Genomic DNA, 20,112 nt, shown 5'->3' with positions numbered 1-20,112 from the left:
GCAGCCTTGCACCTGCCGAATCAACGTCAACGTCAAATGCCTGCATTCCGTGGGATGGCGGGGCGGTTGGCCGGTGGCTGTTGGTGGGTGCCGACCGTTGGTCGGCACATCTGTCAGATATCGAATTTCATCTGGGGTCAGAGCCCGTTGCGCAGCAACGGGATCCGACCCCGTGCCGACCAACGGTCGGCACCCACCAAAGCAGAACGCCGTTCCGACAGATCGCAGGAAACTGTCGAAGGCGGGGTGGGTCCGGTTGAGGGGGTGTGAGCGGCATGGATGCCGCGACCAAGCCCCCATGGATGGGTTCACGGCGTCCCCCTCAACCGGACCCACCCCGCCATCCCACGGAATGCCCGCCTTTGACGTTGACGTTGACGTTGCCGTTGATTGCAGCAGGTGCAGGGCTGCAAGCCCTGCAAGACAAACCCCTACCGCGTCTGCCCTTCGCCGCGAACCACGAAACGTTCCACCGTCAGCGCTTCCAGGCCCATCGGCCCATACGCGTGCAGGCGCGTGGTGGAAATGCCGATCTCGCTGCCCAGCCCCAGCTGCCCGCCATCGGAGAAACGCGAGGACGCGTTGACCATCACCACGGCAGAACGCAGCGTGTTGACGAAGCGCTCGGCATGGCCGCTGTCTTCGGTGGCGATCACTTCGGTGTGGTCGGAGGTGTAGGTGCGGATGTGGGCGATGGCGGCGTCCAGATCATCCACCACCCGTACCGCCAGCACCAGGTCGAGGAACTCGGCGGCGTAGTCTTCATCGGTGGCGGCACTGCTGCCGGGCAGCAGCGGCTGTGCGCGTTCGTCGGCACGCAGCTGCACGCCGCGTTCGCCCAGTGCCTGCGCCGCGCGCGGCAGGAAAGTGTCAGCCACGTCCTGGTGGACAAGCAGCGTTTCCAGCGAATTGCAGGCCGCCGGGCGGCTGCACTTGCCATCCACCAGCAGGCCGATGGCCTTGTCCAGGTCGGCGCTGGCATCCACGAACAAGTGGCAGACACCCTTGTAGTGCTTGATCACCGGCACGCGCGCGTGCTCGGCCACGAACCGGATCAACCCTTCGCCACCGCGGGGAATGGCCAGGTCGATCAGTTCGTGCAGCTGCAGCAGCTCCAGCATCGCCTCGCGGCGCAGGTCGGTCAGCACGGTCACTGCGGCCGGCGGCACGCCATTGGCCTGCAGGGCCGCCGCCAGTGCCTGGGCGATGGCGGTGTTGGAATGGATCGCCTCCGAGCCGCCGCGCAGGATCACGCCGTTGCCGGCCTTCAGGCACAGCGCCGCCGCTTCGGCGGTCACGTTCGGCCGCGCTTCGTAGATCATCGCGATCACGCCCAGCGGCACGCGAACCTTCTGTACGCGGATGCCATTGGGGCGCACGTCGTCGCGGGTCACCTGCCCCACCGGGTCCGGCAGTGCGGCCACTTCGCGCACGGCCTCGGCCATCGCGAACAGGCGCGCCGGGTCCAGTGCCAGGCGGTCGAGCATTGCGCTGCCGACGCCCTTCTCGCGTGCCGCCGCCAGGTCACGGGCATTGCCGGCCAGGATCAGCCCGGCGTTCATTTCCAGTGCCTGGGCCATCGCCTGCAGCAGCTTGCCGCGTGCGGCGCTGTCCAGGCCAGCGACCACCTGGGCCGCATCACGGCAGGCACGTGCCTGCGCTTCAATCTCACTCATGGGGGTGTCCTGCTGTCCGGTCATGGCAGCACCAGATCGTCGCGATGGACGACGGTACCGCCGTAGTTGTAGCCGAGCACGGCCTGGATGTCGCGCGAATGGCGGCCAGCGATGCGGCGCACATCATCGGCGGCGTACTGGCTGACGCCACGGGCGACGCAGAGGCGGCCCTGCGGCGTGTTCCAGCACACCTGCACCATGTCGCCGCGGCGGAAATCGCCGTCGGCACCGGTGATGCCGCCGGGCAGCAGCGAGGCACCCTTTTCGCGCATCGCCTGCGCCGCACCGGCATCGACCAGGATCGCGCCATCGGCCAGCGGTGCATGCCGCAGCCAGTGCTTGCGTGCGGCCTCACGGCTGCGCGCGGCATGGATGCGGGTGCCGAACAGGCGATCCTGCGCCAGCGCGCGCACGACATCGCCGCTGCGGCCGTTGAACAGGTAGGTTTCGATGCCGAGCCGGCCGGCCTTCGCCGCGGCTTCCAGCTTGGTCCGCATGCCACCGGTACCGGCACGCGAACCGGCGCCGCCGGCCATCGCCAGCACCGTGTCATCCAGCTCGGGCACGTCATGCAGCGGGCGCGCATCGGCCACGGTACGCGGGTCGGCGCTGTACAGGCCGTCGATGTCGGTGGCGATGAACAACGCATCGGCATCGACCAGCGCGGCCACGGTGGCGGCCAGGTTGTCATTGTCGCCAAGCTTGAGTTCGTCCACCGACACGGTGTCGTTCTCGTTGACCACCGGCAACGCGCCCAGGCGCAGCAGCTCGGTGAGCGTGGCGCGTGCATTGAGGTAGCGACGGCGGTTGCGCAGGTCGTCGTGGGTCAGCAGCACCTGGGCCACCGGGCGCTCGAAGAAGCGCTGCCAGAGGCCGATCAACTGTGCCTGGCCCAGCGCGGCCAGTGCCTGCCGCGCGGCCATCGCCGCGCCGGGCTCGTCGGCGCGCGGCAGGATGGCGCGGCCGGCGGCGACCGCGCCGGAGGAGACGATGACCACTTCGCGCCCGGCCAGCACGTTGGCCGACACGAACTGCGCCAGGCCCAGCGCATGCCGCGGCGACAGGCCACCGCCGTCGGCGGCCAGCAGGCTGCTGCCCACCTTGAGCACCGCACGCCGCCACGGCGGCAGCGCTTGTTCGGGGAACGGCGAGGCGACGTGGGTGGCGTGCAGGGTCATCAGGTGCGCCTCAGCGGGTGTTCCATTCGTGCACGGTCAGGTGCGAGGCCTGCATCGTCACCAGCGGATCGGTGGCGACGATGGCCTGTGCATCGGCCAGGCTGGCCACATTGCACAGCACGTAGGCGCCGCCACTGCCATCGGTGAATCCGCCGGTCAGCTGCAGCTGGCCCTGCGCGCGCAGCGCATCGAGGAAATCCAGGTGCGGCTGCACGGCGGCGGCGTTGAAGTCGGGCCGGCGCATGGCCAGCACCAGGTAGACGGTGCCCGCCATCAGGCCAGCGCCTGCCAGCGCGTGCGCAGTTCGTCCAGGCGCAGGTCGGCGGCCGAACCGGGCGACACGCGCGCGGCCAGGCTGCCTTCCGGCGTGCGGCCCTGCCCTGCGCTGTCGGCACCGGCCGCAGCGGCCTTGTAGGCCTCGCGGAACGGCACGCCCGCCACGGCGGCTTCAACGGCGACGTCGGTGGCGTACATGCCCGAATCGATGGCCGCGCGCAGCTTGTCGTCACGCCATTCCAGGTTGGCCAGCAGCGCCGGCAGCAGTTCCAGCGCGGCCAGGCCGCGGCCGAAGCCGTGGAAGATGGCGCCCTTGGACGACTGCAGGTCGCGGTGGTAGCCCGAGGGCAGCGACAGCAGCTGCTCGATCTCGGTGCGCGCGGCGGCGACGCTGGCGTGGGTGGCACGCATCAGCTCGATCACGTCCGGGTTGCGCTTGTTGGGCATGATCGAGCTGCCGGTGGTGTACTGCGCCGGCAGTGCGACGAAGCCGAACTCGGCGCTGGTGAACAGCGACAGGTCCCAGGCGATGCGGCGCAGGTCCAGGGTGGCGCCGCCCAGTGCTTCCAGCGCGGCCAGCTCGAACTTGCCACGCGACAGCTGCGCGTAGATGGGCGAGATCTGCATGCGCGCAAAGCCCAGCGCGGCCGTGGTGTGTTCGCGGTCCAGCGGCAGGTTCACGCCGTAACCAGCGGCGGTGCCCAGCGGGTTGGCATCAACCAGTGCGTGGGTGTCACGCGCACGCACGGCATTGTCGATGAAGGCTTCGGCCCAGCCGGCCCACCACATGCCCGCCGAGGACACCACGGCGCGCTGGATGTGGGTGTAGCCGGGAAGCGGCACGTCCTTCTCGGCCTGCGCGCGGTCCAGCGCGACCTTGGCCACTTCGGCGCTGAGCTGGGCAACGCGCTGCAACTTTTCCTTCAGCCACAGGCGGGTGGCCACCAGGATCTGGTCGTTGCGGCTGCGGCCAGTGTGGATCTTGCGGCCGGCATCGCCCAGGCGCTCGGTGAGGCGCGCTTCGATGGCCGAGTGACCATCCTCGTACTGCGTATCGAGCACGAAACGGCCTGCGCGGAAGTCCTGTGCCAGCACCTCCAGTTCGCGCAGCAGGCCTTCCAGCTCGTCGGCGCTGAGGATGCCGATGTGCTGCAGGCCCTGCGCGTGCGCGGCGCTGGCGGCGATGTCGTGCAGGAAGAATTCGCGATCGAGGATCACGTCATCGCCGGCGAGGAAGGTCTGGATCTGGGCGTCGACGGCGACGCCGGGCTTCTGCCAAAGAAGGTCTGCCATGGGGGGCTCCGGGAAGGCGGTGTCTGGGCGGTATCAGTGCGGGATCGACGTCAGTTCGTCGATGCCCAGCGCGAGGTTGAGGTTCTGCATGGCCTGGGTCGCGGCGCCCTTGAGCAGGTTGTCCAGGGTTGCCACGACCACGACCCGCTTGTTGCCCGGGGCCAGGGTGAAGCCACCCACCTGCGCGCCATGGCGGCCGGCGATGCGGCTGACCCACGGCGCTTCATCCACGATTTCCACGAGTTCTTCCGCGGCGTAGGCCTGCTGGAAGCGCTCGACGATCTGCTCGCGGGTCTGCGCGCGGTTCAGCCACAGGTTGGCGGTAAGGGTGATGCCACGGAAATGCGGCGCCACGTGCGGCATGAACTCCACCGGCACGCCCAGCTGCGCCGACACTTCGCGTTCGTGCATGTGATTGGTCAGCGCGTAGGGCATCAGGTTGTCGGCCAGCAGCTCGGGGTTGTTCTTGTCCGAGGGCGAGGTGCCGGCACCGGAGTAGCCGGACACGCCGAAGCACTGCGGCGGGCCGGCCAGCAGGTCCAGCAGCGGATGGATCGCCAGCTGCATGGCCGTGGCGTAGCAGCCCGGGTTGCTGATGTGCTTCTGGCCCTGGTAGCGGCCACGGGTCAGCTCCGGCAGGCCGTAGTACCACTGGCCGTCGAAGCGGTAGTCGGCCGACAGGTCGATGATGACGGTGTCCGGCTTGGCCGCCTGCAGGGCGGCCACGAACGGGGCGGCCAGGCCATTGGGCAGGGCCAGGATCACCGCGTCCACGCCCTTGGCGGCCACGGCATCGGCGTCCAGGTTCTCGTAGTGCAGCTCGCCCTGGTACTCCGGGTGATGATCGGCCAGGCGCTTGCCAGCGAGCTCGCGCGAAGACACGAATGCCAGCTGCAGGCGCGGGTGCGCGGCCACCAGCTTGATCAGCTCGGCGCCGGTGTGGCCGCGGGCACCGACAATGCCCAGGGTGAAAGTCGAATCGTTCATGCGTGATGGTCCAGGCGGTGCTGCAGGTGGCGCTTCACGCCCTGCCATTCCGCGTCGATGATGGAGAAGATGACGGTGTCACGCGGCGTGCCGTCGGCATGCCGGGTGTAGTTGCGCAGCACGCCGTCCTGCTTGGCGCCCAGGCGGGCGATGGCGGCGCGCGAGGTGTGGTTGAACCAGCTGGTTTCCAGCACCACGCTGATGCAGCCCAGGGTCTCAAACGCGTGCTGCAACAGCAGCAGCTTGGCCTCGGTGTTGACCCCGGTGCGCTGCACGCGCGGGGCGTACCAGGTGTAGCCGAGGCTGAGCCGGGGCACGCCCGGCTCCAGCGCATAGAAGCGCGTGCTGCCGACGATGTCGCCGGCCGCATCGCGGATCACGAACGGCAGCACCTTGCCTTCGGCCTGCACGTCCAGCGCAGCCTGCACGTAGTGCCCTGCCTGCTCCGGCGAAGGCACCTGGGTGTACCAGAGCTGGTCCAGGCCGCTGCCTTGCAATGCCGCCGCCAGGCCGGGCACGTGGTCACGCTGCAACGGCTCCAGCATCACGTGCTGGCCGCGCAGGGTGGGAACGGTGGTCCAGGCGTCGGCGTGGCTCATCGCACTCAGTCCTGCAGGCTCGGCGGGCGCGCCGCGCAGTGGTCCACATAGGTCTTGATGCGGTCGATGCCATCGGCGCCGAACCAGAACACCTTCCAGGTGTTCTGCTTGTAGCAGCCGTCGGACTCGGCGTAGTAGAAATGGTTGATCGGGTTGCCGTTGCGCGAGCGCCAGAACAGCTGCGGGGTTTCTTCCAGCATCACGTTCCAGACGGCACGCCCCAGGCCCTCACCCTGCGCATCGTCGAGCACGGCGAACTTGTCCAGGTACACGCCTTCGGCTTCGTCGGTGAGGATGACCGCGGTGCGGTAGTTCTCGCTGACATAGGCGCGCAGCAGCTTGGTCTTCTCGAAATAGTCCGGCACCAGGGTGCGGCCGAAGCTGGATTCGATCAGGCCCTTCAGGCGCGGCAGGTCCAGTTCGTCCCAGCCGGTGGCGCGCAGCACTTTCTCGCCCTTGCGCACCAACGTGCCCGAGCCCTTGTGGGTGAACAGTTCCTTGGCCAGGTCAGCCGGCCGGGTGATCGACACCGACGATTCCAGCGGCAGGCGATCCAGCAGATCCTTGATCTGCTCGATCTTCACCTTCATACCGCCGTGGATCCACGGCTGCGCGATCAGGTGGTCATATTCGGTGGACAGGTTGATCGAATCGATCACGCTGCCCGACTCGTCCAGCAGGCCGCCGGTGCCGGTGAGGAAGATGATCTTGTACGGCTGCAGTTCCTGCACCAGCTCGTTGGCGGCGAAATCGGCGTTGACGTTGAGGATCTGCCCGCCGGCGGTCTCGCCCAGGCTGGTGATGACCGGGATCGAGCCGGCGCGCAGGCTGGCCTCGATCGGGGCCAGGTTGACCCGCTTCACTTCACCGACCAGGCCGTAGGTGTCCACGTCCAGGTACTCGGCCTCGAACACGCCGCCGGTGATGGAAGTGGCGCGCGCACCGTTCTGCTGCAGGGCCTCGACCAGGCGCAGGTTGGACTGCTGGAACACGCGGCGCACGATCGCCAGCGCTTCCGGCGAGGTCACCCGCAGGCCGTTGACGGTCTGCTTCTCGATGCCGGCCGCCGACAGTTCGGCATCCAGCTGCGGGCCGGCGCCGTGCAGCACGATCGGGGTCAGGCCGACTTCCTGCAGGAACGACAGCGAGGAGGTCAGCGCTTCGAGATCGTCGCGCAGCACCGCGCCGCCGACCTTGACCACGGCGAAGCGCTTGGCGTCCAGCTGCGAGAAGCGCTTGAGGTACTGGCTGATCTCCTTCGCGCTGGCCATGCTGGAAAGCAGGCGCACGATGGTCTGGCGGGTCTGGCGGTGGGGCTGGAGGGCAGGAGACATTTCGGTTTCGTCAGAAGGTAGGTATCAGGCGCCGGCGGCGATGATGCGGTGCACGGCGTCGGTATAGCGCTGCAGCTGGTCCAGCGTCACGAACTCATCGGCGGTGTGGGCCTGGGCGATGTCACCCGGCCCGAACACCAGCGTGGTGTAACCACCGGCGGAGAACAGCGAGGCTTCGGTCCAGAAGTCCACGGCGTTGCCGATCGGCAGGTCCAGCGCATCGGCCACGTCACGCGCCAGCAGGCGACGGTGTTCTGCTTCGGCGATGTCACCGGCCGGCAGGCTGGGGCCACGGAAGGTTTCGGTGAACAGTGCGGCGTCCGGGTCGGCGAAACCGGCGAAGGTTGCCAGCAGCGCATCGATGTCCATCGACGGCAACGGGCGGAAGCCGAAACGCACTTCGGCCGCCGGGGCGATCATGTTGGCCTTGATGCCACCCTCGACGCGACCGATGTTGAAGCGCAGGCCGGTGAGGCCGCCGAAGCGCGCCGAGGCCAGCGATTCCACATGGTCCAGCGCGCGGTTGCCCCAGCGCATGGCCTGGTGCAATGCACTGGCGGCCGCATCCTGCTTGCCCGAGGCATGGCCGGCGCGGCCGGCAAACTGCATCAGCACCGAGCTGATGCCGCGGTGGGCCAGCACGGCCTCGCTCATGGTCGGCTCGGCCACCAGCACCGCTTCGTACGGCAGGCCACGGGCCAGGAACGCAGCGATGCAGCGCGGGTCGTTGGCTTCTTCGTCGCTGGAGAACAGGAACGCAGCATCGCCCTCGCTGGCATTGGCCGCGGCCACCAGCGCCGCAGCGGCGCCCTTGATGTCACACACGCCCAGGCCGACCACGCGGTCGTCCAGGCGGCGCATCACGTGCGGGTCGGCACTCCAGTGCGGCGAATCGGGCACGGTATCCAGGTGCACGTTGAACAGGTACTTCGGCGTGCCGCGCACGGCATACAGGCTGACCGCACCGGCGCCGTGGTCGATCACCTCGACGTTGAAGCCGGGCAGGTTCGCACGCAGGTAATCGAAGATGCCACCGGTGGTGATCGCACGCGGCGGGTTGCGGGTGTCGAAGGACACCAGGGCCTGCAGGTGATCGAGCGTCTGTTCAAGCATGAATCAACAATCCTGTGGAATTCCGCCGGGCATGGCCCGGCGCTACCGTGATGCGTCTGGTGGAGAGCCCCCTTCTTGTTGAAGGGGGCGCGCCAACGGCGCAGGGTTAAGGCGGAATGCGTGGTCAATCGCTCAGCGATTGACCTGCGCGTACAAGGTCGAGCTCATGCCGAACAGCTTGATGAAGCCTTCGGCCTCTTCCACGCCCCAGTCGGCCGACTGCGCGTAGGTGGCACCCTTGGTGTTGAGCAGGTGCGGCGACTTCACGGCCACCGCATCGACGCGGCCGCCACGGGTTTCCAGCACCACTTCACCATTGACCTTGGCCTGCGAGGACTTCAGGAAGGCCTCGATGTCGGTCTTCAGCGGGTCGTGGTAGAAGCCTTCGTACACCAGCTCCACCCACTTGCGCGCCACGTCCGGCTTGAAGCGGTTCTGCTGCTTGGTCAGCACGGCGTCTTCCAGGGCGCGGTGCGCGGCCAGCAGCGAGACCAGGCCCGGGGCCTCGAACACGATGCGGCCCTTCAGGCCGATCACGGTATCGCCGGTGTAGACGCCGCGGCCGACGCCGTACGGGGCAAACAGCTTGTTGAGCTGGGCCAGGATCTGGTCACCCGGCAGCGCCTTGCCGTCCAGTTCGACGGCTTCGCCTTCGACGAACTTCAGGGTCACGGTCAGGGCCTGTTCCGGCCACTCGCTGCGCGGCGAGCACCAGCCACGCGCGCCCTCGCCCGGGGCTTCCCAACGGTCGATCTCGCCGCCGGACATGGTCAGGCCCAGCAGGTTCTCGTTGATGGTGTAGGCCTGCTGCTTGGCGCGCACGCCGAAGCCGCGTTCTTCCAGGTACTTCTGCTCGTAGGCGCGGGTCTGGGTGTGTTCCTTCTGGATCTCGCGGATCGGCGCGATGATCTGGTAGTCGCCCAGCGCCTTCACGGCCAGGTCGAAGCGGACCTGGTCGTTGCCCATGCCGGTGCAGCCGTGGGCGATGATGTTGGTGCCCAGTTCGGCGGCACGCTTCAGCGCGGCGTCGACGATCAGGTAGCGGTCGGAGACCAGCAGCGGGTACTGGCCCTGGTAGCCTTCGCCGGCCCACACGAACGGCTTGACGAAGCCTTCCCAGATGGCCGGGCCACCGTTGACGGTCTGGTGGCTGGCCACGCCCAGTTCGGCAGCGCGCTTCTCGATGAAATCGCGCTCTTCATCATCCACGCCGCCGGTGTCGGCGAACACGGTGTGCACGTTGTAGCCACGCTCCTGCAGGTACGGCACGCAGAAGCTGGTATCCAGGCCGCCGGAGAAGGCGAGAACGACGTCTTTGTTGCTCATGGGGATCGGGTCCACTTGGGGGATGGGAATTCGGTAGAGCCGACCGTTGGTCGGCTGGAATGTTGGATGCACCGCTGTGGGAGCAGCCGACCAACGGTCGGCTCGACCCTTTGTTAGATCTAGCGCCCGGCAACCGCCGCCATGATCGCCTTCTGCACGTGCAGGCGGTTCTCGGCTTCGTTGATGGCGATGCACTGCGGCGAGTCCATCACGCCGTCGGTGGCCTTGACGTTGCGGCGCAGCGGCAGGCAGTGGCTGAACACGCCGTTGTTGGTCAGCGCCATCTTGCGTTCGTCGACGATGAAGTGCTTGAACTGGTCGCGGATCGGCTTTTCCGGCTCCCAGTTGCCGAAGAACGGCAGCGCGCCCCAGCTCTTGGCATACACGACGTCGGCGCCGGCGTAGGCGCTGTCGATGTCATGGCTGATCTTCAGCGAACCACCGCTCTCGGCCACGTTCTGCTCGGCCCAGCCCATGTAGCGGTCGTCGAGGATGTAGTCGGCGGTCGGGCACAGCAGGGTCACGTCCATGCCCATGCGGGTGGCGATGGTCAGCGCCGAGTTGGCCACGGCGGTGTTCAGCGGCTTGGGGTGGTAGGTCCAGGTCAGCACGTACTTCTTGCCGCGCAGGTCCTGGGTACCGAAGTGCTCCTGCAGCGCCATCACGTGGGCCAGTTCCTGGCACGGGTGGGTGATGGTCTCCATGTTGATGACCGGCACCGGCGAGTACTTGGCGAAGCTGTTGAGGACGATGTCCTGGCGGTCGTAGGCCCAGTCGATGAACTTGGGGAACGCACGCACGGCAATGATGTCGCAGTAACGCCCCAGCACCTTGGCCACTTCCGCGATGTGCTCTTCCGTGTCACCGTCCATCACCGTGCCGAGGTTGAACTCGATCGGCCACGCATCCTTGCCCGGCTGCAGCACCACCGCGTGGGCACCGAGCTGGAACGCGCCCAGTTCGAAGCTGGTGCGGGTGCGCATGGACGGGTTGAAGAACACCAGCGCGATCGACTTGCCCTTGAGCTGGTCGCCGAGCTTGTTGCGCTTGAACAGCGCGGCCTGGGTCAGCAGCGCGTCAAGATCGCTGCGGCTCCAGTCCTGGGTGTTCAGGAAGTGCTTGGGGGACATCATCTTTCCTTGCGTGGCGGCGCCGGGGGTGCGGCGCGGTGGAAGGGAGAACAGGGAACAGGGTGGGACGAAAAAGTTTCAGATGAAGCTTTCGGAACGCGGAAACGAAAAAACCCAGCCGGGAGGCTGGGTTTTCATCGGACGAACAGCAGAAAGCTCCGGTTACCCAGCGAGGATGTGGGGTTCCGGTCGACGGGCACGCGACGTCATGCCAGTGGCCTGGCGGGCGGCGCTGCTGTCGTGCTGGAAGTCGGTGAGCTTCATGGTCGATTATCTTTGCATGGGGGCGGGGTGGGCGCAAGACCCCGCGCTGCCGGCAGCGCACAGCCCCGGCCGGTCAGGGGGAACTGGCCGCCGCCTGCTCCGGGCCCACCCAGGGGGTGATCGAGACCCGGATCTTCAACCGGTTGCCGGGGTCTTCCGGCAGCCGCGAACGGTATTTGGTGCCCTTGTAGACGTAGTCCACGTCGTAGGCGATGGGCCGGCGGAACTCGCGGCCGACCGGCACGATCTTGCAGTCGCGGGTCAGCATGGGGCCATTGTTGGCCGGGGCCGGCGCCGGATTCTCGGCGACCACCTCCTGGGCGGCCTCCTCGTCGCTGTGCTTGAACATCGAGCGCACCGAGTCCCAGAAGCGACCGATCCGCCCCTTTTCCTCCACCGGCTCCTCGCCGGTCACGTTGACCGGGGCCAGGGTGCGGGTCGAGACCGGCTCGCAGTGCTCCTCGGTGCGGGTCGCGCGCAGGGTCTGGAAGACCGGCTCGACGTTCAGCACCTGGGCGTAGTCGAACTTCACGTTCTCCACGATCACCACCCGGTTGCGCGGTTCGGCCTCCTGGGCCTGGGCCACGACCGGCGCCGCCGACAGGCAGGCCAGGGTCAGCAACGCGGTGGATTTCATTGGCGATGGAAGAAAGGGCACGGCGATAGTGTAGGCAGTGACGACCGCGAGGGGCTGAACATTACCCGTCCGCGCAGCTCCTGCCCACCCCTCGGCGGCCCCCCTGCCCCGCCCGGCCGCCGCCAGCCATCCCCCCATTGGGGCCCGACACGTTCTAAAATCACAGGCTTGTCCCCCAGCCACAGACCCATGTCCCTGCGCCTGCACAACAACCTGACTCGCCAGCTCGAACCGTTCACCCCGATCGACCCGGCCTGTCCGACCCTGTATGTGTGCGGCCCGACGGTCTACAACTACGTGCACATCGGCAATGCCCGCGGCCCGGTGGTGTTCGGGGTGCTGGCCGACCTGCTCCGGCGGCGCTTTGGTGGCCTGCGCTACGCGCGCAACATCACCGACGTGGACGACAAGATCAACAACGCCGCGCGCGAGCAGGGCGTGCCGATCAGCACCATCACCGACAGGTTCGCCGCCGCCTACCGTGAAGACATGGCCGCGCTGGGCGTGGTGCCGCCGGACATCGAGCCGGAAGTGACCGCGCACATGCCGCAGATCATCACCATGATCGAGCAGCTCATCACCAACGGGCACGCCTACGCCGCCGAGGGCCACGTGCTGTTCGCGGTGGCCAGCTTCGATGGCTACGGCAAGCTGTCGCGCCGTGATCCGGAGGAAATGCTGGCCGGTGCCCGCGTCGAGGTGGCCCCGTACAAGCGCGATGCCGGCGATTTCGTGCTGTGGAAGCCCTCCAGTGACGACCTGCCCGGCTGGGAATCGCCGTGGGGCCGTGGCCGCCCCGGCTGGCACATCGAATGCTCGGCGATGGCCGCTGCCCACCTGGGCGAGACCATCGACATCCATGCCGGTGGCGTGGACCTGCAGTTCCCGCACCACGAAAACGAGATCGCGCAGAGCGAGTGCGCCCATGGCGGCAGGATCTTCGCCCGGTTCTGGATGCACAACGGCATGCTCAACTTCGGCGGCGCCAAGATGAGCAAGTCGCTGGGCAACATCGAGCGCGTGCATGACCTGGTGCGCCAGCATCCGCCCGAGGCGCTGCGCCTGGCCCTGCTCTCGGCCCACTACCGACAGCCGCTGGACTGGTCCGATGCGCTGATCGAACAGTCCGCGCGCACCCTGGACCGCCTGTACGGCACCCTGCGCGACCTGGCCGATGTGACCGCCACGGCGGCGATCCCGGCCGCCGTCGAGGCGACCCTGGACGACGATCTGAACACCCCGCAGGCGCTGGCCGAAGTGGCCCGCATCGCCGGCGAGGCGCGCCGCGCGACCGATCCGGCCGAGCGCACGCGCCTGAAGGGCGAGCTGCTCGGTGCCGGCCTGGCGCTGGGCCTGCTGCAGGCCGACCCGGCGCAGTGGTTCGGCACCGCCGCCAGCGAAGGCGACGACGATGCGCGCATCCAGGCGCTCATCGACGAGCGTGCCGCCGCCAAGCAGGCCCGTGATTTCGCCCGCTCCGACGCCATCCGCGACCAGCTGGCCGCCGAAGGCATCGTCCTGGAAGACACCCCGCAGGGCGTGCGCTGGGTGCGCAAGCGCGCCTGACCCGCCCTGCCCCGTGGCCGGCGCGTCCGGCCACGCCCCCACTGTAGAGACCGTTGTGACCGACTCCCCGTTCCCGCTTGAACCCACCGCCGCCGAGGCCCAGGCCGCCATCGCCGAGGAATTTGCCTTCTTCGGCGACTGGTCCGAGCGCTACCAGTACCTGATCGACCTGGGCCGCAAGCTGCCGGCCTTCGCCGACGCCTGGAAAACCGAAGAGCACCGCCTGCTGGGCTGCCAGTCGATGGTCTGGATCGTGCCCGAAGGCAACGCGCAGTCGCTGCGCTTCCACGCCATCAGTGATTCGGCCATCGTCTCCGGCCTGATCTTCCTGGCCCTGCGCGTGTATTCCGGGCGTTCGGCGCAGGAGATCCTCGATACCGAACCGAGCTACATCCAGGACATCGGCCTGGCCCGCCACCTCTCGCCCACCCGCAGCAACGGCGTGGCAGCGATGCTGGCCTTCATCCGCGAGACCGCGCAGGCCCAGCTGCAGCGCGAACAACCGTGACCGCCGCCGCCACCGGGGACGAAGGCGCGCTGGCCCTGCTGGGCCGGCCGGGCTTTGCCAAGCTGCTGGCGTACCGCATCTTCGCGATGCTGTCCTACCAGGTGGTGGCCGTCACCGTCGGCTGGCACATCTACGAAGTCACCCGCAATCCATTCTCGCTGGGCCTGGTCGGCCTGGCCGAGGTACTGCCGTTCTTCTGCGTGGCGCCGTTTGCCGGCTACCTGGTGGACCACCTGCCGCGCCGCCGGCTGGGCATGGTCGCCTGCGCCGGCCTGGTCGCCACCGCCGTGGTGCTGACCGGCGTGGCCACCGGCTGGCTGCCGTTCCAGGGCGTTTGGCCGATCTACGCCGCCATCGCGCTGACCGGCATGGTGCGCGCGTTCCTGTCGCCCATCTACAACGCGCTGTTCGCCCGCGTGCTTGAGCGCAGCCAGTTCGCCCGCGGCGCCGGCCTGGGCAGCGTGGTGTTCCAGTCGGGCATGGTGGTGGGCCCGGCGCTGGGCGGCATCCTGGTCGGCTGGGGCGGCAAGGGCCTGTCCTATGGCGTGGCCACCGCCTTCGCCGTGGTGGCGATGGGCTGCCTGGCCACGCTCAAGGTGAGCGAGCCGGTGCACGACGGCCCGGCCGCGCCGATCTTCAAGAGCATCGCCGAGGGTGCCCGCTTCGTGGTCGGCAACCGCATCATGGTCGGTGCGATGGCACTGGACATGTTCTCGGTGCTGCTGGGCGGCGTGGTGGCGATGCTGCCGGCCTTCCTGCAGGAGATCCTGCACTACGGCCCCGAGGGCCTGGGCATCCTGCGCGCGGCGCCGGCACTGGGTTCGATCGCGGTGGGCCTGTGGCTGGCCCGCCACCCGCTGCAGAAGAATGCCGGCCGCGTGCTGCTGTTCGCCGTGGCCGGTTTCGGCCTGTGCGTGGTCAGCTTCGGCCTGTCCCAGCACTTCTGGCTGTCGGCGCTGATCCTGCTGTTCTACGGCGCCTTCGACGGCGTCTCGGTGGTGGTGCGCTCGACCATCCTGCAGCTGGCCACGCCGGAGGAAATGCGCGGGCGGGTGTCGTCCATCAACGGCATCTTCATCAGCTCGTCCAACGAGCTGGGCGCGTTCTACGCCGGCACGATGGCGAAACTGCTGGGCCTGGTGCCGGCGGTGGTGCTGGGAGGGTTTGCCGTGTTGAGCGTGGCCGGGATCACGGCGTGGAAGAACCCGACGCTGCGAAAGTTGAACCTGCGCGACCTGCAATGAACCTGTAGAGCCGAGCCGATGCTCGGCTGGCTTCTTTGTAGAGTCGAGCCATGCTCGACTGCTTTCCAGAGCCAGTCGAGCATGGCTCGACTCTACAAGAGCCAGGAATACCCAACAAAAAACCCGGTCGAGGCCGGGTTTTTCGCATGACCAGACAACGAACTGGAATCAGTCGCCCTGCTGCTTCTGCAGGTGCTCCCAACGCTCCTGGGCGTCGATGGTGCGCTCGGCGGTCAGGCGCGCTTCGAGGCGCTCCAGGCCGATTTCCTCACCGGTGTCCACGCAGTAACCGTAGTCGCCGGCTTCCAGGCGCTTCAGGGTGCTGTCGATCTTGCCGATCAGCTTGCGGTAGCGGTCACGGGTACGCAGTTCCAGCGAGTTCTCGGTCTCGCGGGTCGCACGCTCGGCTTCATCGCCGATGTCACGCACTTCCTCACGCAGGTTCTCGATGGTCTGCTTGGACTCTTCCACCAGGTCGGCGCGCCAGTTCTGCAGGCGCTGGCGGAAGTATTCCTGCTGCAGCGGGCTCATGTACTCCTCGTCCGAGCCGGGCTTGTAGCCGGTCGGCAGGATCGGGCGGCCGGTGGCCTCGTCGGTCTTGTATTCGACGACCTTGTACTTGCTGCGCGGGGCCGGCGCCGCCGAACGGGCGGTCACAGCCACGGCAACCTTGCCCACTGGGCGCGACACGGTCTTCGGAGCGGGATCTGGTTTCACGGCAGTTTTCACAGCGGTCTTGGCAGGCGATTTCGAAACGGGCACGGGATTCTTGGATTGCGGGGCCGTCGATGCTGCAGGGGTGGCGGCCGGGGCCGGCTTGGAAGCCGGTCTGGCTGCTGCCACTGCCGCGGTCTTGGCCGGGACAGACTTGGCCGGAGCTGCCTTGGCGGCGGGCTTCGGTGCGGTTTTCACTACCGGGGCCGGGGCCGGCTTGGCAGCCGGCTTGGCGACATTCTTGGTTACCTTCTTTACAGCGGCAGGCGTGGCGGCGGGTTTAGCCGTTGCACCCTTTTTCACCGCCGGCTTGGCTGCCGGCTTGGCCGCGGCCTTCTTTGCCACCGGCTTCGGTGCGGGCTTGGCGGCGGCCTTCTTCGGTGCCGGCTTGGCCACGGCCTTCTTGACCGGTGCAGCCTTGCTGGCAGCCTTCTTTGCCACCGGCGCCTTCTTGCTGGCCGCCGCTGGCTTGGACTTGGCCGGCGCTGCGGCCTTCTTTGCCGCGGGCTTGCTGGCCTTGGCCGGTGTTTTCGTTGCGGTGGCCTTCCTGGCCGCCGGTTGTGAGGATGCTGCCTTTGGGGCCGCCTTGCTGGCCGGCTTCTTGGCAACAGGCTTGGCCGCCAACTTCTTCACAACAGGCTTGGCGGTTTTCTTGGCGGCCTCGACGGCCTTCTTTGCAGTTTTTTTAGCAGCCACGAAACGCTCTTCCTTGGATTCCCCGGGGCCCGGGAAAGCGGGCCTTTATAGCCTACCCGACCCGCAGCAGCAACCTTGGGGGCCTGCTCCATTCAGTCCTGGAGCCAGCGGCCCAAAGCGACGGTCCGGCGAACCTGGACCGCCTTGCGCGGTACGGAACCTGGCCGGCACCTCACGGTGCCGGTACCGGTCGCAGGCCATGGGCGACATGCGACCAACGGCCCATCCTGCACAAATGCGGGCTTCATGCCAACTGGCATAAGATGACTGGGTGATCTCGCGCCTGCTCATTGCCCTGCTGCGCTTCTACAAGCGCTTCATCAGCCCCCTGCTGGGGCCGCGCTGCCGTTTTGTGCCCAGCTGTTCTGAATACGCCATGGACGCCATCTCGATGCATGGCCCGCTGCGTGGCAGCTGGCTGGCCGCGCGCCGCCTCGGCCGCTGCCATCCGTTCCACCCCGGCGGCTTCGATCCGGTGCCCGAATCGCCCAACGCCCCCTCTTGCCGTTGCACAGGAAAACACTGACATGTCCTCCACCCTCATTACCAATGCCCGCATGGTCAACGAAGGCCGAACCTTCGACGGCGACCTGCGCATCGAGAACGGCCGCATCGCGCAGATCGGCAGTGGCCTGGCCCCGCGCGACGGCGAGCAGGTGGTGGACGCAGCCGGGCGCTGGCTGCTGCCCGGCATGATCGATGACCAGGTGCACTTCCGCGAGCCGGGCCTGACCCACAAGGGCGACATCGCCAGCGAATCGGCGGCCGCCGTGGCCGGTGGCCTGACCAGCTTCATGGACATGCCCAACACCAACCCGCCGACCCTGGATTCGACCATCCTGGAAGCCAAGTACGAGCTGGCACGCGGCCGCGCCTGGGCCAACTACGGCTTCTACCACGGCGCCAGCAATGACAACCTGGAAGCGATCCGCGCGCTCGACCCGAAGAAGGCACCGGGCGTGAAGGTGTTCATGGGCGCTTCCACCGGCAACATGCTGGTGGACAACCCGGAAACGCTGGATGCGATCTTCCGCGAATGCCCGACCCCGATCATCACGCACTGCGAAGACACGCCGATGATCGATGCCAACCTCAAGGCCTTCCAGGAGAAGTACGGCGATGCGCTGACCCCGGACATGCACCCGGACATCCGTTCGCGCGAGGCCTGCATCAAGTCGACCCGCCTGGCCATGTCGCTGGCGCGCAAGCACGGCACCCGCCTGCACGTGCTGCACATCTCCACCGCCGACGAGCTGGCGCTGTTCGAGAAGGGCCCGCTGATCCGCGCCGACGGCAGCCGCAAGCAGATCACCGCCGAAACCTGCGTGCACTTCCTGCATTTCGCGCGCCCGGATTACGCGACCAAGGGCAACCTGATCAAGTGCAACCCGGCCATCAAGGAAGTGTCCGACCGCGAGGCGATCACCGCCGCGCTGGCCGATGACGTGCTGGACGTGCTGGCCACTGACCACGCCCCGCACACCTGGGAAGAGAAGCAGAAGCCCTATGCGCAGGCACCGTCGGGCCTGCCGCTGGTGCAGTACGCGCTGGTGGCCGCGCTGGAGCGCGTGCACGAAGGCAAGCTGACCCGCGAACAGGTGGTGCAGAAGTTCGCCCACGCCCCGGCGCAGCTGTTCGACGTGGAAGAACGCGGCTTCCTGCGCGAAGGCTACTTCGCCGACCTGGTGCTGGTGGAAGACGTGCCGTTCACCGTCAAGCGCGAGGACGTCCTGTCCAAGTGCGGCTGGTCGCCGTTCGAAGGCACCACCTTCCGTTCGCGCGTGGCCTCCACCTGGGTCAACGGCCAGCTGGTGTGGGACGGCAGCAAGCTGGTGGGCGAACCCGCCGGCCAGCGCATGACCTACGACCGCTGATGCGTTCGGCACTGATGATCGGGGCGCTGCTGCTGGCCGCGCCCCTGCTCACCGCACCCCAGGCGCAGGCACAGGATGGCATCGGCAGCCTGATCGACAGCCGCGTGGTGTTCCCGGCCAGCGCTTCGCAGGGCGCGCTGGTGATCGGCAAGGTGCCCGCCGGCAGCCGCGTGCAGTACGCCGGCCGGCAGTTGCGGGTGAGCAGCTACGGCAGCGTGGTGTTCGGCATCGGCCGCGATGAGAAGGGTCCGTTGCAGGTACAGGTGCAGCGCCCCGACGGTGGCAGCGAGACGGCCACCATCACCGTGACCGCGCGCGACTGGCCGACCGAGCGCGTCAACGGCGTGCCGCCGAAGACGGTCAATCCGCCACCGGCGATTGCCGAGCGGATCAAGCGCGAACAGGCGCAGGTGACCGCTGCGCGTGCCCGCGATGACGACCGTACCGATTTCACCCAGACCTTCATCTGGCCGGTGCAGGGCCGCATCAGCGGTCGCTTCGGCAATGCACGCGTGTACAACGGCCAGCCCGGTGCCGGTCATTCGGGCATGGACATCGCCGTGCCCACCGGCACCCCGGTGAAGGCACCGGCCGCCGGCGTGGTGACATTCGCTGGCCCGGACCTGTACCTCACCGGCGGCACCCTGCTGATCGACCATGGCTACGGCGTCAGCTCGAACTTCCTGCACCTGTCACGCATCGACGTGAAGGTCGGCGACCGGGTGACCCAGGGCCAGGTGATCGCTGCTGTCGGCGCCACCGGCCGTGCCACCGGCCCGCACCTGCACTGGGGCATGAACTGGTTCGACACCCGCATCGATCCGTTGCTGGTGCTGGAGCGCAAATAACGGCCTTGCACCCTGGTTGCCGGCCAGCGGCCGGCACTACCCGAAGCATGAACGAACCGATATCCGCCGGGCATGGCCCGGCGCTACCCGATTACCGCGCCCGGTAGCGCCGGGCCATGCCCGGCGAGCGCAGCGGCAGCGGCATCAACCGCGGGCGGCCCACCACACACGCAGCAGCGTGCGCACCGGGGTCGCTTCAATCGGTTTGCCGGCCGCCTGTGCGGCCACGCGGGCGCGGGCCAGGCTGGCCCAGACGCGGCGCGCGCGCGGACCGGGTACGCGGGTGCCCCAGCCCTTCAGCAGAGCCTGTGCCCACCGCTGCGCGGCGGTGCTGGCGTCCTGGTCCAGCAGGCTGCGCGGCACACCGGCCACGCCGGCATCCTGCAGGCGCTGGGCCAGGGTCTGCAGCTGCACTGCACGGCTGGCGCCGTTGCGCGGCGTGTCGTTGAACAGCACCGCTTCCACGGCGGCAACCGCTTCGGCGTAGTTGGCCAGCGCGCGCTCGGCGCTGGCGGCATCGAGGGCAACCGTGCGCGCCTCGACCAGGTCCGGCAGCGTCCCGGCCAGCTGCGCCCACGGCGCACGCACCGGCTCCAGCAGGCGGCCCAGCGGATGGCGCGAACGCTGCCCCGCCCAGCTGCGCAGCTCCTCGCCCCACCACGCCAGCTTGGCGTCGGCCGGCAGCGGGTCGCCGCTGGTGTTGAGCATGTCGTCGAACTCCTGCAGCAGCGCAAACCACGCCACTGCGAGCTCGCGTTGCGATTCGGCCACGAACGGGGCGGCCACCGACCATTCCGGCCAACGGCTGCGCCACTTGTCGAGGAAACTGTCCAGCGCGGTACTGCTCAC

Annotated in this window: 19 protein-coding genes; 6 read left to right on the top strand and 13 right to left on the bottom strand. The window is 68.0% G+C overall.

The window, feature by feature from the left end; all coding sequences use genetic code 11:
* Positions 1-431: 431 nt before the first annotated feature.
* From C1926_RS02945 to C1926_RS02895, 11 genes are all read right to left on the bottom strand, one after another.
* Positions 432-1,700 (bottom strand): glutamate-5-semialdehyde dehydrogenase, encoded by a 1,269-nt coding sequence (locus C1926_RS02945; protein ID WP_108758206.1) that lies wholly within the window; start codon positions 1,698-1,700, stop codon positions 432-434.
* Entirely contained in the window at positions 1,697-2,854 is a 1,158-nt protein-coding gene (proB, locus tag C1926_RS02940) for a glutamate 5-kinase (RefSeq protein WP_079222513.1), read from the bottom strand. Before proB ends, C1926_RS02945 begins: the two co-directional genes overlap by 4 nt.
* Positions 2,855-2,864: 10 nt before the next feature.
* Positions 2,865-3,128 (bottom strand): YciI family protein, encoded by a 264-nt coding sequence (locus C1926_RS02935; RefSeq protein ID WP_079222514.1) that lies wholly within the window; start codon positions 3,126-3,128, stop codon positions 2,865-2,867.
* Positions 3,128-4,423, bottom strand: coding sequence for an argininosuccinate lyase (gene argH, locus C1926_RS02930; RefSeq protein WP_108758205.1), 1,296 nt, complete (start codon positions 4,421-4,423; stop codon positions 3,128-3,130). Before argH ends, C1926_RS02935 begins: the two co-directional genes overlap by 1 nt.
* A gap of 33 nt (positions 4,424-4,456) precedes the next feature.
* Positions 4,457-5,410 (bottom strand): N-acetyl-gamma-glutamyl-phosphate reductase, encoded by a 954-nt coding sequence (gene argC, locus C1926_RS02925; RefSeq protein ID WP_108758204.1) that lies wholly within the window; start codon positions 5,408-5,410, stop codon positions 4,457-4,459.
* Entirely contained in the window at positions 5,407-6,009 is a 603-nt protein-coding gene (locus tag C1926_RS02920) for a GNAT family protein (protein WP_079222517.1), read from the bottom strand. Before C1926_RS02920 ends, argC begins: the two co-directional genes overlap by 4 nt.
* A 5-nt stretch (positions 6,010-6,014) precedes the next feature.
* A complete protein-coding gene (locus tag C1926_RS02915; protein WP_108758203.1) occupies positions 6,015-7,343 on the bottom strand; it encodes an acetylglutamate kinase in 1,329 nt (442 codons plus the stop codon).
* 24 nt (positions 7,344-7,367) lie between these two features.
* Positions 7,368-8,456: an acetylornithine deacetylase gene (locus tag C1926_RS02910; protein ID WP_108758202.1), complete on the bottom strand. Its 1,089-nt coding sequence runs from the start codon at positions 8,454-8,456 to the stop codon at positions 7,368-7,370.
* Positions 8,457-8,588: 132 nt separating this feature from the next.
* On the bottom strand, positions 8,589-9,782 hold the full coding sequence (locus C1926_RS02905; protein ID WP_108758201.1) for an argininosuccinate synthase: 1,194 nt from the start codon (positions 9,780-9,782) through the stop codon (positions 8,589-8,591).
* 119 nt (positions 9,783-9,901) lie between these two features.
* Complete coding sequence (locus C1926_RS02900; RefSeq protein WP_053443310.1) at positions 9,902-10,912, bottom strand: N-acetylornithine carbamoyltransferase; 1,011 nt, start codon at positions 10,910-10,912, stop codon at positions 9,902-9,904.
* A 337-nt stretch (positions 10,913-11,249) separates the two neighbouring features.
* A complete protein-coding gene (locus C1926_RS02895; protein WP_108758200.1) occupies positions 11,250-11,813 on the bottom strand; it encodes a hypothetical protein in 564 nt (187 codons plus the stop codon).
* 189 nt (positions 11,814-12,002) lie between these two features.
* On the opposite strand from C1926_RS02895, the gene cysS reads away from it, so the two are divergent.
* The 3 genes from cysS to C1926_RS02880 are packed head-to-tail and all read left to right on the top strand — an operon-like array spanning position 12,003 to position 15,131.
* The gene (gene cysS, locus C1926_RS02890) at positions 12,003-13,379 is read left to right on the top strand and encodes a cysteine--tRNA ligase (RefSeq protein ID WP_108758199.1); all 1,377 of its coding nucleotides are present in this window, start codon (positions 12,003-12,005) and stop codon (positions 13,377-13,379) included.
* A gap of 55 nt (positions 13,380-13,434) precedes the next feature.
* Positions 13,435-13,887: a SufE family protein gene (locus C1926_RS02885; RefSeq protein ID WP_079222523.1), complete on the top strand. Its 453-nt coding sequence runs from the start codon at positions 13,435-13,437 to the stop codon at positions 13,885-13,887.
* The gene (locus tag C1926_RS02880; RefSeq protein WP_108758198.1) at positions 13,884-15,131 is read left to right on the top strand and encodes an MFS transporter; all 1,248 of its coding nucleotides are present in this window, start codon (positions 13,884-13,886) and stop codon (positions 15,129-15,131) included. The genes C1926_RS02885 and C1926_RS02880 overlap by 4 nt, the downstream gene beginning before the upstream one ends.
* Before the next feature lie 168 nt (positions 15,132-15,299).
* Here the strand turns inward: C1926_RS02880 and dksA are convergent, their stop codons facing one another.
* A complete protein-coding gene (gene dksA / locus C1926_RS02875) occupies positions 15,300-16,541 on the bottom strand; it encodes an RNA polymerase-binding protein DksA (RefSeq protein WP_108758197.1) in 1,242 nt (413 codons plus the stop codon).
* A 271-nt stretch (positions 16,542-16,812) separates the two neighbouring features.
* Between dksA and yidD the strand changes: the two genes are divergently transcribed.
* The 3 genes from yidD to C1926_RS02860 are packed head-to-tail and all read left to right on the top strand — an operon-like array spanning position 16,813 to position 19,263.
* Entirely contained in the window at positions 16,813-17,067 is a 255-nt protein-coding gene (gene yidD, locus C1926_RS02870; protein WP_108747043.1) for a membrane protein insertion efficiency factor YidD, read from the top strand.
* Between the two features lies 1 nt (position 17,068).
* Complete coding sequence (locus C1926_RS02865; RefSeq protein WP_079222527.1) at positions 17,069-18,415, top strand: dihydroorotase; 1,347 nt, start codon at positions 17,069-17,071, stop codon at positions 18,413-18,415.
* Entirely contained in the window at positions 18,415-19,263 is an 849-nt protein-coding gene (locus tag C1926_RS02860) for a M23 family metallopeptidase (RefSeq protein WP_079222528.1), read from the top strand. The genes C1926_RS02865 and C1926_RS02860 overlap by 1 nt, the downstream gene beginning before the upstream one ends.
* Positions 19,264-19,407: 144 nt before the next feature.
* On the opposite strand, the gene C1926_RS02855 is transcribed toward C1926_RS02860, so the two are convergent.
* Positions 19,408-20,112, bottom strand: a complete 705-nt coding sequence (locus C1926_RS02855) for a squalene/phytoene synthase family protein (RefSeq protein ID WP_108758196.1) — start codon at positions 20,110-20,112, stop codon at positions 19,408-19,410.

It is taken from the genome of Stenotrophomonas sp. ZAC14A_NAIMI4_1 (genome assembly GCF_003086915.1).
Lineage (GTDB): Bacteria > Pseudomonadota > Gammaproteobacteria > Xanthomonadales > Xanthomonadaceae > Stenotrophomonas.
The sequence above is the reverse complement of the archived record's forward strand: the minus strand, read 5'-3'. Positions and strand labels throughout refer to the sequence as shown.

Bases quoted from the DNA above. Each gene is read 5' to 3' on its own strand.
- C1926_RS02865 (WP_079222527.1), top strand. From the start codon at position 17,069: ATGTCCTCCACCCTCATTACCAATGCCCGCATGGTCAACGAAGGCCGA.
- argC (WP_108758204.1), bottom strand. From the start codon at position 5,410: ATGAACGATTCGACTTTCACCCTGGGCATTGTCGGTGCCCGCGGCCAC.
- C1926_RS02935 (WP_079222514.1), bottom strand. From the start codon at position 3,128: ATGGCGGGCACCGTCTACCTGGTGCTGGCCATGCGCCGGCCCGACTTC.
- C1926_RS02860 (WP_079222528.1), top strand. From the start codon at position 18,415: ATGCGTTCGGCACTGATGATCGGGGCGCTGCTGCTGGCCGCGCCCCTG.
- proB (WP_079222513.1), bottom strand. From the start codon at position 2,854: ATGACCCTGCACGCCACCCACGTCGCCTCGCCGTTCCCCGAACAAGCG.
- argH (WP_108758205.1), bottom strand. From the start codon at position 4,423: ATGGCAGACCTTCTTTGGCAGAAGCCCGGCGTCGCCGTCGACGCCCAG.
- C1926_RS02895 (WP_108758200.1), bottom strand. From the start codon at position 11,813: ATGAAATCCACCGCGTTGCTGACCCTGGCCTGCCTGTCGGCGGCGCCG.
- cysS (WP_108758199.1), top strand. From the start codon at position 12,003: ATGTCCCTGCGCCTGCACAACAACCTGACTCGCCAGCTCGAACCGTTC.
- C1926_RS02900 (WP_053443310.1), bottom strand. From the start codon at position 10,912: ATGTCCCCCAAGCACTTCCTGAACACCCAGGACTGGAGCCGCAGCGAT.
- C1926_RS02910 (WP_108758202.1), bottom strand. From the start codon at position 8,456: ATGCTTGAACAGACGCTCGATCACCTGCAGGCCCTGGTGTCCTTCGAC.
- C1926_RS02905 (WP_108758201.1), bottom strand. From the start codon at position 9,782: ATGAGCAACAAAGACGTCGTTCTCGCCTTCTCCGGCGGCCTGGATACC.
- C1926_RS02915 (WP_108758203.1), bottom strand. From the start codon at position 7,343: ATGTCTCCTGCCCTCCAGCCCCACCGCCAGACCCGCCAGACCATCGTG.
- C1926_RS02920 (WP_079222517.1), bottom strand. From the start codon at position 6,009: ATGAGCCACGCCGACGCCTGGACCACCGTTCCCACCCTGCGCGGCCAG.
- C1926_RS02945 (WP_108758206.1), bottom strand. From the start codon at position 1,700: ATGACCGGACAGCAGGACACCCCCATGAGTGAGATTGAAGCGCAGGCA.